This window comes from Microbacterium sp. LWH11-1.2 (genome assembly GCF_038397745.1).
GTDB lineage: Bacteria > Actinomycetota > Actinomycetes > Actinomycetales > Microbacteriaceae > Microbacterium.
In genome coordinates this window covers 2,176,184-2,190,174 of sequence record NZ_CP151636.1, presented here as the reverse complement: position 1 = coordinate 2,190,174, position 13,991 = coordinate 2,176,184, and the positions used below count along the sequence as shown (strand labels likewise).

The 13,991-nt window shown below is 70.4% G+C and carries 15 protein-coding genes and 1 tRNA gene; 7 read left to right on the top strand and 9 right to left on the bottom strand.

Translation table 11 applies throughout. The annotated features are described in order from the left end of the window. Window positions 1-23: 23 nt before the first annotated feature. Genes MRBLWH11_RS10565 through MRBLWH11_RS10545 form a run of 5 tightly spaced genes read right to left on the bottom strand, consistent with a single transcriptional unit; the run spans window position 24 to window position 2,851 of the window. Entirely contained in the window at window positions 24-353 is a 330-nt protein-coding gene (locus MRBLWH11_RS10565; protein WP_116635786.1) for a helicase, read from the bottom strand. Further along, complete coding sequence (locus MRBLWH11_RS10560) at window positions 353-712, bottom strand: TadE family type IV pilus minor pilin (protein WP_243408932.1); 360 nt, start codon at window positions 710-712, stop codon at window positions 353-355. The genes MRBLWH11_RS10565 and MRBLWH11_RS10560 overlap by 1 nt, the downstream gene beginning before the upstream one ends. Beyond that, window positions 709-906 carry a DUF4244 domain-containing protein gene (locus MRBLWH11_RS10555; protein ID WP_341944843.1) on the bottom strand — a complete coding sequence of 66 codons (198 nt, stop codon included), beginning with the start codon at window positions 904-906 and terminating at the stop codon, window positions 709-711. Before MRBLWH11_RS10555 ends, MRBLWH11_RS10560 begins: the two co-directional genes overlap by 4 nt. Window positions 907-944: 38 nt before the next feature. Continuing rightward, window positions 945-1,847, bottom strand: coding sequence for a type II secretion system F family protein (locus MRBLWH11_RS10550; protein ID WP_341944842.1), 903 nt, complete (start codon window positions 1,845-1,847; stop codon window positions 945-947). Beyond that, window positions 1,841-2,851 (bottom strand): TadA family conjugal transfer-associated ATPase, encoded by a 1,011-nt coding sequence (locus MRBLWH11_RS10545; RefSeq protein ID WP_341944841.1) that lies wholly within the window; start codon window positions 2,849-2,851, stop codon window positions 1,841-1,843. Before MRBLWH11_RS10545 ends, MRBLWH11_RS10550 begins: the two co-directional genes overlap by 7 nt. 406 nt (window positions 2,852-3,257) lie before the next feature. On the opposite strand from MRBLWH11_RS10545, the gene acs reads away from it, so the two are divergent. Next, on the top strand, window positions 3,258-5,225 hold the full coding sequence (acs, locus tag MRBLWH11_RS10540) for an acetate--CoA ligase (RefSeq protein ID WP_341944840.1): 1,968 nt from the start codon (window positions 3,258-3,260) through the stop codon (window positions 5,223-5,225). A gap of 54 nt (window positions 5,226-5,279) precedes the next feature. On the opposite strand, the gene MRBLWH11_RS10535 is transcribed toward acs, so the two are convergent. Next, a complete protein-coding gene (locus MRBLWH11_RS10535; protein WP_341944839.1) occupies window positions 5,280-5,738 on the bottom strand; it encodes a RidA family protein in 459 nt (152 codons plus the stop codon). After that, window positions 5,735-5,959, bottom strand: coding sequence for a hypothetical protein (locus tag MRBLWH11_RS10530; RefSeq protein WP_116635780.1), 225 nt, complete (start codon window positions 5,957-5,959; stop codon window positions 5,735-5,737). Before MRBLWH11_RS10530 ends, MRBLWH11_RS10535 begins: the two co-directional genes overlap by 4 nt. A gap of 139 nt (window positions 5,960-6,098) precedes the next feature. Here MRBLWH11_RS10530 and MRBLWH11_RS10525 point away from each other — a divergent pair, with 139 nt between their 5' ends. The 6 genes from MRBLWH11_RS10525 (at window position 6,099) to MRBLWH11_RS10500 (ending at window position 11,892) form a co-directional block, all read left to right on the top strand. Then, entirely contained in the window at window positions 6,099-8,645 is a 2,547-nt protein-coding gene (locus MRBLWH11_RS10525) for a transglycosylase domain-containing protein (protein ID WP_243408931.1), read from the top strand. Next, window positions 8,636-9,577 (top strand): metallophosphoesterase, encoded by a 942-nt coding sequence (locus tag MRBLWH11_RS10520; protein WP_341944838.1) that lies wholly within the window; start codon window positions 8,636-8,638, stop codon window positions 9,575-9,577. The genes MRBLWH11_RS10525 and MRBLWH11_RS10520 overlap by 10 nt, the downstream gene beginning before the upstream one ends. Before the next feature lie 56 nt (window positions 9,578-9,633). Then, window positions 9,634-9,710: transfer RNA gene (locus MRBLWH11_RS10515), tRNA-Pro, on the top strand. 66 nt (window positions 9,711-9,776) lie between these two features. Next, window positions 9,777-10,253 (top strand): VanZ family protein, encoded by a 477-nt coding sequence (locus MRBLWH11_RS10510; protein ID WP_341944837.1) that lies wholly within the window; start codon window positions 9,777-9,779, stop codon window positions 10,251-10,253. Then, window positions 10,250-11,011, top strand: a complete 762-nt coding sequence (locus tag MRBLWH11_RS10505; protein ID WP_341944836.1) for an HAD-IIB family hydrolase — start codon at window positions 10,250-10,252, stop codon at window positions 11,009-11,011. Before MRBLWH11_RS10510 ends, MRBLWH11_RS10505 begins: the two co-directional genes overlap by 4 nt. A gap of 38 nt (window positions 11,012-11,049) precedes the next feature. Continuing rightward, the gene (locus MRBLWH11_RS10500) at window positions 11,050-11,892 is read left to right on the top strand and encodes a DUF1295 domain-containing protein (protein ID WP_341944835.1); all 843 of its coding nucleotides are present in this window, start codon (window positions 11,050-11,052) and stop codon (window positions 11,890-11,892) included. A gap of 12 nt (window positions 11,893-11,904) precedes the next feature. Here MRBLWH11_RS10500 and MRBLWH11_RS10495 read toward each other — a convergent pair whose 3' ends face one another. Both MRBLWH11_RS10495 and MRBLWH11_RS10490 read right to left on the bottom strand, forming a co-directional pair. Beyond that, window positions 11,905-13,185, bottom strand: a complete 1,281-nt coding sequence (locus tag MRBLWH11_RS10495; RefSeq protein ID WP_341944834.1) for an alpha-hydroxy acid oxidase — start codon at window positions 13,183-13,185, stop codon at window positions 11,905-11,907. A gap of 34 nt (window positions 13,186-13,219) precedes the next feature. Beyond that, entirely contained in the window at window positions 13,220-13,924 is a 705-nt protein-coding gene (locus MRBLWH11_RS10490) for an FCD domain-containing protein (protein ID WP_341944833.1), read from the bottom strand. Between the last annotated feature and the right edge of the window lie 67 nt (window positions 13,925-13,991).

Genomic DNA, 13,991 nt, shown 5'->3' with positions numbered 1-13,991 from the left:
CAGTGAGTGAGGTCGCGCGGCCGTCAGTGACCCTCGGGTGGCCCGGCACGGGCGCGGGAGACGGCAGCCAGACCAGCGTACGCCGCCTGCACCTGCACAGTCGCCACGAAGCCCTGCACGGTGCACCCGGTGAGGGTCGCTCCGGAGGCTCCCGCCACCCGCGCCGCGAGTGCGCAGGGGCCGTCGGCCGACGGCACCGCACCGCTGGCGGCATCGGCGGCGGCGAGCGCGGCGGCGTCGGCTGCCCCGGCGGCGCGCTGAGCCGTCACGGCCGCCCCGCCGACGGCGGCGAGCCCCAGGGAGAGCGCCGCCGCGACGGTCAGGAGGCCCGCCGCGAGCGCCGTGCCGGCCATCAGCGGCCGCCGTCGAGCGCGCAGCTCGATGCCTGCAACGGGAGACGGATGACGGCGCCGAGCGACACGTCGATCGATGCGGTGACGCACACGAGGTCGCCGGAGCGGGATGACGAGACCCCCGCTCCCGGGACGGCGCGGCCCACGATCCCCTCCGCCGCACCGGCCCCCTCGCCGCGCCCGAGGAGACGAGCAGCATCGGCGGCGGCATCCTGCAGAGCGACCTGACGGGATGCCGCCCCGAGGGCGCCGGCGCCCAGGAGGAGAGCGAGGAGCACAGCCGGGAGCGCGAGCGCGAGCTCGGCGGCCACCGAGCCGCGCTCCCCGCCGAGGCGCGCTGCCGCGGAGAGCACGCTCACGCCACCGTGAGCGCTCGGCGCACGAGGTCGGTGAGGATGCCGCGCACCTCGTCCGACCTCATGATGACGACGAGCAGTCCGGCGAAGGCCACGGCGGCCATGGTCGTGATCGCGTACTCGGCTGTGGCTGCTCCGGTGTCGTCGCCGAAGAGACGTGCCGCGCGGCGGCGATCCAGCGTGGGAAGGGCGTTCATGGTGTTCCTTCTTTCTCTGTGATGTCTTCCGCTGTCGTTCACAGCGGAAGCGGGGTCGAGGCGAGCACGCTGAGCAGCAGCGGTGCCACGCCCAGCAGCAGGAATGCCGGCAGCGTGCAGACGCCGAGCGGGATGAGCAGGCGCGTCGAGAGCTTCGCCGCGCGCAGGCGGCCCTGCACTCGAGCGGAATGCCGGTCCTGGGCCGCGGCTGCTCGGAGCAGTTCGCCCGCCGGAACGCCTGCCGCGCGGGAGAGATCCAGCACGGTCCTCACGCGCTCCTCTTCTCCGGCTCCGGAGACCGCACTCTCCGCGACGAGCCGCAGCGCCCGGTCGATGGAGGCACCGCCGGCGAGCGCGACGGCGACCAGCTCGGCCCTCATACCCGGGGTGCCCGGAGCAGGACGCGCCTTCTTCAGCAGGCTCCGCGTCCACTGCCGCGCGGCCACCACCAACAGCAGCCCCGCCACCACACACGCGGCGCCGAGCGGGTTGGCGATGATCACGCCCAGCGTGTCGAAGCCGAGGGCGAAGCCCAGCAGCAGTCCGCCGAACGGCATCCACAGCAGCAGGCGCGCGGTTCCCGCGGGCTCCGCCAGCGCGATGCGCACGTCGTCGGCCGCGGAGGCCGCGTCACGCAGCGTCTCGGCGATCATGCGGAGCACCTCGGCCAGCGGCGCGCCGACGGTCGTCGCGATCTCCCACGCGGCGGCCAGATCGGCCCACGCGCCACCCTCGGCCTCGATCGCGTCGAGCAGGGGCACCCCCGACGCCACGCGGTCCACGACGGACGCGGCATGCCGATCGCCTGTCTCGGCGAGGTGTCGCCAGGCGACGAGCGGCACGGCGCCCGCCTGGAGCAGCACGGCGAGGGACTGCACCGAGGTCGCCGCATCCGCCGCATCGGGTTCGATCACGGCCGGTCGGCCGAACCGGATCACCACGGCCAGACCTCCTCGATGCCGAGTCGCTCTCGGTCCAGGACGAGCCGTCCCGCCTGGGCGATGCGCCGGGTGCCGTCGGGCGCGCGCTCGAGGTGCAGCACCATCGTGAAGGCGCTGACGGCCTGCCGGGCGAGCGCCGTGGCATCCATCCCGGCGAGGGCCCCGAGCGCCTCGAGGCGCGCCGGCACGTCGCGCAGACCGCTCGCGTGCAGGGTGCCCGCGCCGCCGTCGTGCCCGGTGTTCAGGGCGGTGAGCAGCTCCCGCACCTCCTCACCGCGACACTCCCCGACCACGAGGCGATCGGGCCGCATGCGCAGCGACTCCCGCACCAGCCGGGCGAGACTGATCCCGCCCGCGCCCTCGAGGTTGGCCTGACGCGCCTCGAGCGCGACGTGATGAGGGTGGCGAGGGCGGAGCTCCGCGACGTCTTCGATCGTGACGATGCGCTCGGCGGCGGAGACCTCGGACAGCAGCGCCGAGAGCAGGGTCGTCTTGCCCGTGCCGGTGCCGCCCGTGATGAGGATGTTCGCCCGCTCGGCGACCAGCGTCGTGAGCCAGCTCTGCTGGCGGGCGTCGAAGGATCCGAGCGCCGCGAGTGCATCGAGGTCGGCGGCGCGCACACGAGGAATCCGGATGGACAGCGCGGTCCCCGTCGTCGACACCGGCGCCAGCACGGCGTGGACGCGGATGCCGGAGTCGAGGCGCACATCGACGCACGGCGCCTGATCGTCGAGGTGCCGACCTCCGAGCCCGACGAGCGCTACCGCCAGGTCGCGGACCTCGCGCTCCGACGCCCTCCAGGTGGACACGGGCTCGGCGCCGCTCCCCCGGTCGATGAACAATCCGTCCGCTCCGTTGACGAAGACGTCGGTGACGGTGTCATCGACGCAGTGCTCGGCGAGCGGTCCGAAGGCCGGGTCCACACGCAGTCGCTCGGAGACGTTCGCTTCAGCGAGCGCTGAGCGCGTTCCGCCTCGCGGCTGGATGACGAAGGAATCGGCCATGACGCGAAGCTATGCCGAGCCTCGGTCACGGCGACCGCCGCACAGCGGCCGACGCCGTGTGCTGTGCAGAAGCCCCGGCATCGGTGTTCCCGTGCAGAACCGGGAGATGGCGCAGCACCAGTTGAGAGCGAGAGCGCTCCCAACGGAAATGGGCGGCATCTCACGGGGGGAATGAGATGCCGCCCACGGTGGGCCACGATCGGGGGAATCGGGCGCACCAAGGCACGAATGAGAATTCGGCTGACGTCGAGTGTACGCAAGGCGACCGTCCTGACAAAACCCGCTCCACTACCGACTTTCGGCAGTATGCGCGCTCGGGCGCCGGGGATAGATTCGCCCTGACACGGCGGTGGCAGAGTCACGCCGTGCCCGCATGACCCGTGATGCCGCAAAGGAGCGCCTGCTGATGAGCAGCCAGATCGACCACCTTCTCGACGAGACCCGGAAGTTCCCGCCGTCGGAGGAATTCGTCGCCCAGTCCGTGTCGTCGCCCGAGATCTACGAGCGCGCGTCCGCGGATCGCGAGGCCTTCTGGGGCGAGCAGTCCCGCGACCTCCTGCACTGGCACACGCCTTTCACGCAGGTTCTCGACTGGACCAACCCGCCGTTCGCGAAGTGGTTCGACGACGGCGAGCTCAACGTCGCGTACAACTGCCTAGACCGCCACGTCGAGGAGGGCAACGGCGACCGGATCGCGCTGCACTGGGAGGGCGAGCCCGGCGACAGCCGCAGCATCACGTACGCCGAGCTCACCGATGAGGTCAAGCGCACGGCCAACGTGCTGGCGGGCTTCGGCGTCGGCCAGGGCGACCGCGTGGCGATCTACCTGCCGATGATCCCCGAGGCCATCGCCTCCATGCTCGCCGTGGCCCGACTGGGTGCCATCCACTCCGTGGTCTTCGGCGGATTCAGCGCCGACAGCCTCCGCGCACGCATCGACGACGCGGGCGCGAAGGTCGTCATCACGGCCGACGGCGGCTACCGCAAGGGCAAGGTGTCCGCGCTGAAGCCGGCCGTCGACCAGGCGCTCGGCGACCGCGGAGAGGGCGAGCAGCAGACGGTCGAGCACGTGCTCGTCGTCCAGCGCGGCGGAAACGACGTCGACTGGGTGGAGGGTCGCGATGTCTGGTGGCACGACGCCGTGCCCACGGCATCCGCCGATCACACGGCCGAGGCCTTCCCCGCCGAGAATCCGCTCTTCATCCTCTACACGTCCGGCACCACGGGGAAGCCGAAGGGGATCCTGCACACGTCCGGCGGCTACCTCACCCAGGCGGCGTACTCGCACAAGTACGTGTTCGACCTCCACCCGGAGACGGACGTGTACTGGTGCACGGCCGACATCGGCTGGGTGACCGGGCACTCGTACGTCGCCTACGGTCCGCTCGCCAACGGCGCCACGCAGGTGCTGTACGAGGGCACGCCGGATGCTCCGCACCCCGGCCGCTGGTGGGAGATCATCGAGAAGTACAAGGTCTCGATCTTCTACACCGCACCGACCGCGATCCGCTCGTTCATGAAGATCGGCCGCAGCATCCCGGCGAAGTTCGACCTCTCGTCGCTCCGCCTGCTGGGCTCGGTGGGCGAGCCGATCAACCCCGAGGCGTGGATGTGGTACCGCGAGGTCATCGGCGCGAACAAGGCGCCGATCGTCGACACCTGGTGGCAGACCGAGACCGGCGCGATCATGGTCTCGGCCCTCCCCGGGGTCACTGCGACCAAGCCCGGCTCCGCGCAGGTGCCGCTGCCCGGCATCACGATCGACGTGGTCGACGAGAAGGGCGTCGAGGTCGGCAACGGCAGCGGCGGACTCCTCGTCGTCACCGAACCGTGGCCCAGCATGCTGCGCGGCATCTGGGGCGACCCGGAGCGCTTCCGCGAGACGTACTGGGAGAAGTTCGAGGAGCAGGGGTACTACTTCGCCGGCGACGGCGCGCGCCTCGACGAGGACGGCGACCTCTGGCTGCTCGGACGCGTGGACGACGTCATGAACGTGTCGGGTCACCGCCTGTCGACCGCCGAGATCGAGTCCTCGCTGGTGGCGCACGAGGCCACGGCCGAGGCGGCGGTCGTCGGCGCCTCGGATGAGACCACGGGCCAGGCGGTCGTCGCCTTCGTGATCATCAAGGAGAGCTACCTCGCCGCGCACGACCCCGCGGGACTCGCCCAGCTGCTGCGGCTCTGGGTCGGCGAGCAGATCGGCGCGATCGCGCGTCCTCGCGACGTGTACATCGTCGGCGAGCTGCCGAAGACGCGCTCGGGGAAGATCATGCGCCGTCTGCTGCGCGATGTCGCGGAGGGACGCGAGGTCGGCGACACCACGACACTGGCCGACACGGCGGTCATGAGCATCATCTCGGCGCAGGTCAAGTAGCCGGCGCCCCTCGACAGGCTCAGGGACCCACGGGTCGCTGAGCCTGTCGACGTGTCAGGCGAGGATGAACGTGACCTCGACCTCGACCGGGCTGTCGAGCGGGAGCACCGGCACACCGACGGCGGCGCGCGCGTGCCGGCCGGCGTCGCCGAAGATCTCGCCGAGGACCTCGCTGGCGCCGTTGATGACGCCCGGCTGCCCGGAGAACTCCGGGACGGATGCCACGAAGCCGCCGACCCGCAGCACGCCGGCGATGCGGTCGACGCCGCCCGCGGCATCCGCTGCCGCGGCCAGCGCGTTCAGCGCGCAGGTGCGGGCGTAGCCCTTGGCGTCCTCGGCCGTGATCTCTGCGCCGAGCTTGCCCGTCGCGGGGAGGGCGCCCGCGGTGAACGGCAGCTGACCGGAGGTGTAGACGAGGCCGTCGTGGACGACGGCGGGCACGTATGCGGCGACGGGAGCGGCGACGGCCGGCAGCTCGATGCCGAGCTCGGCGAGGCGTGCGGAGACGGTCATGCCGCGCCTCCCTCGAACTGGCGAGCGGCTTCAGCCGCGGCCGCGAGGCCGGCGTTCGCCGAGGCGTCGGACGTCACGGGACGCTTCAGGTAGGCGACCAGGCCGCCCTCCGGACCCTGTACGACCTGGACCAGCTCCCAGCCCTGCTTGCCCCAGTTGTTGAGGATCGCAGCCGTGTTGTGGATCAGCAGCGGCGTGGTCAGGTATTCCCACGTGGTCATGGCACTCCTGTCGATTCGGGCGCCGCACCCCGTGGTGGCAGGCTCGAAACCCGGCGGTTCGAGGGTGCAGGCTCGTCAAAGGCGGTATTCAGGGAACTCCCCTACGATCAAGCGTATGCCCCAAAAGAAGAATCGAACGGTGAGAGGCGTGCTCGGCGGTCTCGTCGGGCTCGTCGGTCTGAGCGCCGTCGCCGGTCTGCTGGTCACGGCGAGCGTCACCCCGGTCCTCGCCATGACCGGAGTCGCCGGCACCCAGGCTCTGACCCTGTTCGACCAGCTCCCCGAGAACCTCAACCCGGGTACTCCGATGGAGCAGTCGACCATCTACGCGACGGCTCCCGACGGCACCCCGGTCGAGCTCGCCTCGTTCTACGAGCAGAACCGCGTCCCGGTCACCTATGAGCAGGTCGCCCCGGCACTGTACGACGCGATCCTCTCGAGCGAGGACAAGAACTTCTACAGCCACGGCGGCGTGAACGTCGGCGCCACCGTCAAGGCCCTGGTCGACAACGTGCGCGGCACGTCGAGTCGCGGCGCCTCGACGATCAGCCAGCAGTTCGTCAAGAACGTGCTGATCCAGCAGTGCGAGCAGGAGGTCGACACGACCTCCGAGACGTACTCGGAAGAGCTGCAGCAGTGCTGGCTCGACGCGACGAACGCGGTCGGCAGCAAGGGCATCGAGCGCAAGCTCCAGGAGATGCGCTACGCGATCCAGATCGAGAAGGACTTCTCGAAGAACGACATCCTTCTCGGCTACCTCAACATCGCCAACTTCGGCGGCACGGTCTACGGCATCGAATCCGCAGCCAACTACTACTTCTCCACGACCGCCGCGAACCTCACCGTCGCGCAGGCGGCGACGCTCGCCGGCATCGTGCAGAACCCGAACACCTTCCGCATCGACCAGCCGGAGGGCACGTCGACGAACGACGACGGCACCGCGGTCAACGGAGCCGAAGACGGGTACTCGCTGACCAAGGACCGGCGTCACTACGTGCTCGGCCGCATGCTCACCGACGGCAAGATCACGCAGGCGCAGTACGACGAGGCGGATGCCTCCGCCATCGAGCCGCTGCTCAACCCGCCGACGCAGGGCTGCGCGTCGGCCGGACGCAACGCGTACTTCTGCCAGTACGTGAAGTCGATCATCGAGACGGACCCGTCGTTCGGCGAGACCCTGCAGGATCGTCGTGATCTGCTCCGCCGCGGTGGCCTCAAGATCTTCACGTCGCTGGACTTCCGCATCCAGGAGCCGGCCGCCCAGACGATGGCCGACATCGTCCCGACGAGCTACGGCGCGTACTTCGGTGCGACGGGCACCTCGATCGAGGTCGGCACCGGCCGCATCCTTTCGATGACGCAGAACACGCTGTTCAGCGAGACGATCACCGACAGTCCGGACTACACCTCGCTGGTGTTCGCCGGCGACAAGAAGAACGGCGACTCGGTCGGGTTCCCCGTCGGGTCGACATACAAGCTCTTCACCCTGATCGACTGGCTCGAGAAGGGGCACTCCGTCAACGAGCGGGTCGACGGCAGCCTGCAGACGAACATGAAGTTCACCGCGGCGGCCTGCGGCGGCGGCACCATGACCGCCAACACCCGCGAGATCGGGAACTTCAACAGCGCGGCCGGCTACACCGGGACCGTGATGAACTTCACGGCGCAGTCGCTGAACAGCGGTTTCTTCGCGATGGCGTCCAAGCTCGACCTCTGCGACATCAACAAGGTCGCCGACCGCATGGGCGTCACGGTCGCCACGGGCGAGAAGACCACCGACAGCAACGTCCCCTTCGACGTGCTCGGCTCGAAGAACATCTCGCCGCTGGCCATGGCCAACGCCTACGCGACGGTCGCGAGCGGCGGCACGCTGTGCACCCCCCGAGCGATCGATCGCGTCATCGGCGCCGACGGCAAGGACCGCGAGCTCCCGGCATCATCGTGCACCGCCGGCGTCATCAGCCCCGAGGTCGCGGCGACCGCCGCCTACGCCCTCCAGGGCGTCATGAACTCGGGCGGCACCGGAAGCCGGGCCAACCCGGGCGACGGCACGCCGCTGATCGGAAAGACGGGCACGCACAACGAATACGGCACGATGATGATCGAGGCCAGCACCAAGGTCGCGACCGCCGCGTGGGTCGGCCGCACCCAGGGCCAGGACAACATCTACCGCGAATGGTACGGCGACTGGCAGCTCAACGACCTGCGCTACCCGCTGGCCGAGGTGGCGCAGGCCGCCGCGAACGCGGCCTACGGCGGCGACGACTTCCCGCAGCCCGACCGCAACCTCACCAAGGTCGTTCTGACGGACGTGCCCAGCGTGGTGGGCATGACCGTGGATGCCGCGAAGGCGACCCTCGAGGGCGCCGGCTTCCAGTTCTCGCAGGGTGGAGAGATCGACAGCAACCTCGCCGCCGGTCTCGTCGCGGCCCAGGATCCGAACGGCCAGGCTCCGGCCGGTGCGACGATCACGGTCGCGACCAGCAACGGCTCCGGAACGACCGTGCCCGCGAACCTGGTGGGGATGTCGAAGGCGCAGGCTCAGGCCGCACTGATCGCGGCGGGCTTCACGAAGATCAGCTTCGACGCCTCCTGCAATCCTCCGACGGCCGCCGTGACCGGGTCGGATCCCGCCCCGGGAGCCGCGGCCAGCAAGGCCACCACCGTCGGCGTGACGTGCCAGTAGCCTCCGGCCGATCCGCACACCCGGCCCTCATCGCGCTCGGCGCGGTGGGGGCCGCGGGTGTCGCGGCGGCGGTGTGGGGCATCGGCATCGAGCGCTATCTCTTCACGCTTCGTGAGGAGACGGCACCCGCGCTCTCCCCCGGCTCGACGCCCATCCGCGTCCTGCACATCTCGGATGCGCACATGGCGCCCTGGCAGCACCGCAAGCAGGACTGGCTGGCGTCGCTCGCGCAGCTGAAGCCCGACCTCGTCGTCAACACCGGCGACAACCTCGGGCACCGCGACGGACTCGTGGGCATCCGCCGCGCGTTCGATCCGTTCGCCGGCATCCCCGGGGTGTTCGTGCACGGCTCGAACGATGTCGTCGGCCCGTCTCCGCGCAATCCGCTGCGGTACTTCCTCGGCCCGTCGAAGAAGCAGCACGAACCCGAGACCCTCGACACCGAGGCACTGGACCGGTACTTCACCGACGAGCTCGGCTGGACCGATCTCGACAACGCGGCCGCGCGGCTGACCGTCGCCGGCAACACGGTCGACTTCTTCGGCGTGAACGACGCGCACCGCGACTGGGATCGGCTCGATCTGCTGCCCGCCGCGATCGGCGACCTCGGCGCAGCGGATGCCGGCATCACGCGGCTCGGCGTCACCCATGCTCCCTACCAGCGGATCCTCAACGGCTTCACCGGCCTCGGCGCGGACGCGATCTTCGGGGGCCACACGCACGGCGGCCAGGTGTGCCTGCCCGGCTACGGCGCGCTGGTGGCGAACTGCGACATCCCGCTGAAGCAGGCCAAGGGACTCAGCACCTGGTCCCACGGCGACCGCACGGTCCCCCTGAACGTCAGCGCCGGCTGCGGCCACTCGATCTATGCACCGGTCCGTTTCGCCTGCCGCCCGGAGGCCACGCTGCTCACCCTGACCGCTCGGACGTGATCGCGCTCACGATTCGGCGCACGGGACATTTCCCTGTAGACTCGGAGGGTTGCAAACGGGGTGTGGCGCAGCTTGGTAGCGCGCTTCGTTCGGGACGAAGAGGTCGCAGGTTCAAATCCTGTCACCCCGACCAGTGACACCGGAAGGCCGCCCTCAGGGGCGGCCTTCTCTGTACGGAGACAGCGCACGGAAGGGACTCATGGGCTCTCTGCTTCCCCCGCCGCGCCGTCACACCCGCGCATGGGCTCTGGCCCTCGGCATCCCCTTCCTCGCCGGCCTCGCCCTGCTGACGCTGACGCCGTCGCGGGTCGAGCAGACGATGCCGAATCTGCTGGATCTCGTGCTCTCGACGATCCAGCAGCTGGGGTGGACCGCCCTCGACTTCACGCGCCTCGAAGTCATCGCCAACATCCTCGTCTTCCTCCCGGTCGGGGTGCTCGCCTTCGTGCTGCTCCCCCGCCGGGTGTGGCTGCTGTCGCTGCTGGTCGGACCGCTGCTGTCGCTCTCGATCGAGGCGGCTCAGCGTGTCGCGCTGCCGCACCGCGCGGCGACCCTGACCGACGTGATCGCCAACTCCTCCGGAGCGACCGCCGGCGTCGCGTTCGCTGTGCTGTGCACACTCGCGTTCGCGCCGCGCTTCGCTCCGCAGCCATCTCCTACGCTGGAGGCATCATGACCGCTCCCGCTCCCGCACTCGTCGCCTTCGACCTCGACGACACGCTCGCTCCGTCCAAGGGCCTGATCGACCAGCGCATCGCCGACCTCCTCCGGGCGCTGCTGCGCTCCGTCGATGTCGCGATCATCTCGGGCGGCAACGAGGCGCAGTTCCGCACGCAGGTGATCGCCCGGCTCGGCGACGCGGATGCCGCCGACCTCGCGCGCCTGCACCTGCTGCCGACCTGCGGCACGCGGTACCTTCGGCACGACGGCACCGACTTCACTCCCGTGTACGCGCACGACCTCAGCGACGCCGAGAAGACCGCCGCATTGACCGCGCTCCGCGAGGAGGCCGAACGCCTCGGGCTGTGGGAGACAGAGCCCTGGGGCGAGATCCTCGAGGACCGAGGTTCGCAGATCACCTTCTCGGCCCTCGGCCAGCGCGCCCCGCGCGCGGCGAAGCACGCGTGGGACCCGACGGGCTCCAAGCGCGCCCTGCTGCGTGACGCCGTCAGCGCACGGCTGCCCGGGCTCGAGGTGCGCTCCGGCGGGTCGACCTCGATCGACATCACGCAGGCGGGCATCGACAAGGCGTTCGGCATGCGGCGGCTCGCCGAGCACACCGGCATCCCCCTGTCCGCCATGCTCTTCTACGGCGACCGCCTCGACGAGGGCGGCAACGACTACCCGGTGCTCGCGATCGGCGTGCCGTCCGTGTCGGTCGAGGGCTGGGAAGACACCGCCGACCGGCTCGACGCGCTCCTCCCGACGCTCTGAATCGCCGCCGATCCGCGACGGGGATCTAGCATGGCGTCATGGATGCCCTGCTGATCGTCATCATCGTCGCCGCGATCGCCGGTCTCGCCTGCTGGGCGCTCTCGCTGATCACCCGTGACACGTCCTGGGTGGATCGCGCCTGGTCGATCGTTCCGGTCGTGTACGTGTGGATCTTCGTCGGCGGGGCCTTCGCCGCGGGCGACGGCTCGGCGCGCGTGGTGCTGATGGGGGTGCTCGCCACCCTGTGGGGCGTACGTCTGACCTTCAACTTCGCCCGCAAGGGCGGGTACACGGGCATGGAGGACTACCGGTGGGCCATCCTGCGGAAGCGGATGAAGCCGTGGCAGTTCCAGGTCTTCAACGTGCTGTTCATCATCGGCTACCAGATGACGCTGCTGGTGCTGATCACGCTCCCCGCCGCCGTCGCCGCGCAGAACCCCTCCGGCCTCACCGGGTGGGACGCGCTCTTCGTGGCCGCGTTCCTGGGGTTCCTCGTGGGTGAGACCGTCGCCGACCAGCAGCAGTGGCGCTTCCACCAGCGCAAGAAGAATGCCGGCGGCACGCTCGCTCCCGGCTTCGCGACCGACGGCCTGTTCCGCTACAGCCGTCACCCGAACTTCTTCTTCGAGCAGGCGCAGTGGTGGGCGTTCTACGCCATCGGCGCGACGGCCGCGGTGGCCGGGGGCGCCGGCATCCTGGGCGGAGCGCTGAACCCGACCATCATCGGTCCTGCCCTGCTCACCGTGCTGTTCATCGGATCGACGATCTTCACCGAGTCCATCACAGCGGGCAAGTATCCCGCCTATGCGGAGTACCGGCGCACCACCTCGATGCTCGTGCCCTGGCCGCCACGTGCCCGCGCCGCCGTCACCTCGGCCTGACCGCTTCCCCGGTCAGCGGACGACCGCCTCGGTCACCGCGCGCGACACCGGCACCAGGCGGGTGAGCTGCGTGACGTGTCCGGGCTCGAGCTCCGCGAGCGACGAGACGCCGAGCAGCCGCATGGTGCGCTCGATCTCGCTGCGCAGGATCGCGATCGTGCGATCGACGCCCTGGCGACCACCCGCCATCAGTCCGTACAGGTAGGCGCGCCCGATGAGCGTGAAGTCCGCCCCCAGCGCCACCGCCGCCACGATGTCGGCGCCGTTCATGATGCCGGTGTCGATCATCACCGTGAAGTCGTCCCCGACCGCCTTGCGGACCTCGGGAAGCAGGTGGAACGGGATCGGGGCGCGGTCGAGCTGGCGCCCGCCGTGGTTCGAGAGCACGATGCCGTCGACGCCCTCATCGCGCAGGCGGATCGAGTCCTCGACGTTCTGCACGCCCTTGATGACGATCTTGCCGGGCCATAGGTCGCGGATCACCGCCAGGTCGTCGTAGCTGATCGTCGGGTCCATCGCGGCGTCCAGCAGCTCGCCGACGGTACCGCCCGTGGTGCTCAGCGACGCGAACTCGAGCTTCGGGGTGGTCAGGAAGTCGAACCACCACCAGGGCCGCGGGATCGCGTTGATGATCGTGCCGAGCGTCAGCTGCGGAGGGATGCTGAAGCCGTTGCGCTTGTCGCGCAGACGGGCGCCGGCGACCGGGGTGTCGACCGTGAACTGCAGGGTGTCGAAGCCGGCGGCGGCCGCGCGGCGGGTGAGCTCGTAGGAGATCTCACGGTCGCGCATCACGTACAGCTGGAACCAGTTCCGTCCGGGGACCGGTCCCTGAGGCTCTCGAAGGGTGGCGGCCTTGACGCCCTCGATCGACGTCGTGCCGAGCGTCGAGAGGGTGAACGGGATGCCGGCGGCGGCCGCGGCGCCTGCGCCGGCGACCTCACCCTCGGTCTGCATGAGCCGCGTGAAGCCGGTGGGGGCGATGCCGAACGGCAGAGCGGACGGCCCGCCGAGGATCTCGACGCTCGTGTCGACGGTCGGCGCTGGGCGGAGGATGCCCGGGTGGAACTCCACGTCCTGGAACGCCTGACGCGCGCGGGTGAGCGAGAGCTCGCCCTCAGCGGCGCCGTCGGTGTAGTCGAAGGCCGCCTTCGGGGTGCGGCGCTTGGCGATCGAGCGCAGATCGTCGATCGTGAGAGCGGCGTCGAGGCGGCGCTTGCGGCCGTCGAGCTCGGGCTTCTTGAACTTCATGAGCTCGAGCAGCTCTGCGGGGTTGGGAAGCTGGCGCTGGACCATGGTGTGCCTCTCGGTGCGGATCAGGGGGTCAGGATCAGGGGGTCAGTATCTGCGTGTAGTAGCCGGTGATGTGGGCGCGCACGAGGGATCGCGCGGCATCGGCGTCGCCGGCGTCGATCGCGGAGACCAGCTCGTGGTGCTCGATGCGCAGCCGGGCGGCCATGGCCTCCCAGTCGGGGATCGCGGCGACCCCGCCCTGCACGTACGACTCGATCGACGAGCGCAGCCCCGCCATCATCGCCGCGATGACGGTGTTGCCGCTGCCCTCGGCCAGAGAGAGGTGCAGCTGCGCGTCGAGGGCGAGGAACTCCTCCGGGGTGAGGTCTGCCGCGTCCATCGCCTCGAGGAGCTCGTGCGCGCGGGCCGTGTCCCGCTCATCGGATGCCGCCATAGCCCCGACGACGGCGTCTTCGAGCACCAGACGCGTCTGCACCACGTCGGCGAGCGGAAACCCCTGGGCCGCGACCTGGAGCCGCAGCAGCGCCGACATCCCGCCGGTCGGGGTCGCGATCACGATGGCACCGGACTGGGGCCCGGAGCCCGTGGCTGTGCGGATCAGCCCCATGACCTCGAGGACGCGGAAGGCCTCGCGCACGCTCGATCGACCGACACCCAGTTCGCTCGCCAGGTCCCGCTCCGAGGCCAGCCCGTCGCCCGGGCCGAGGCGTCCGTCGAGGAGATCGCGCTCGATGTGCTCGAGCACGAGACGCCAGGCGCGCGCGGGCTGCTGCTCCGGCATCCGTCCTCCTCGTCGCGGCACGCGGGCGCGGGTGCCGCGGCATGTGGTCTGACCACAGTAGCGCGTG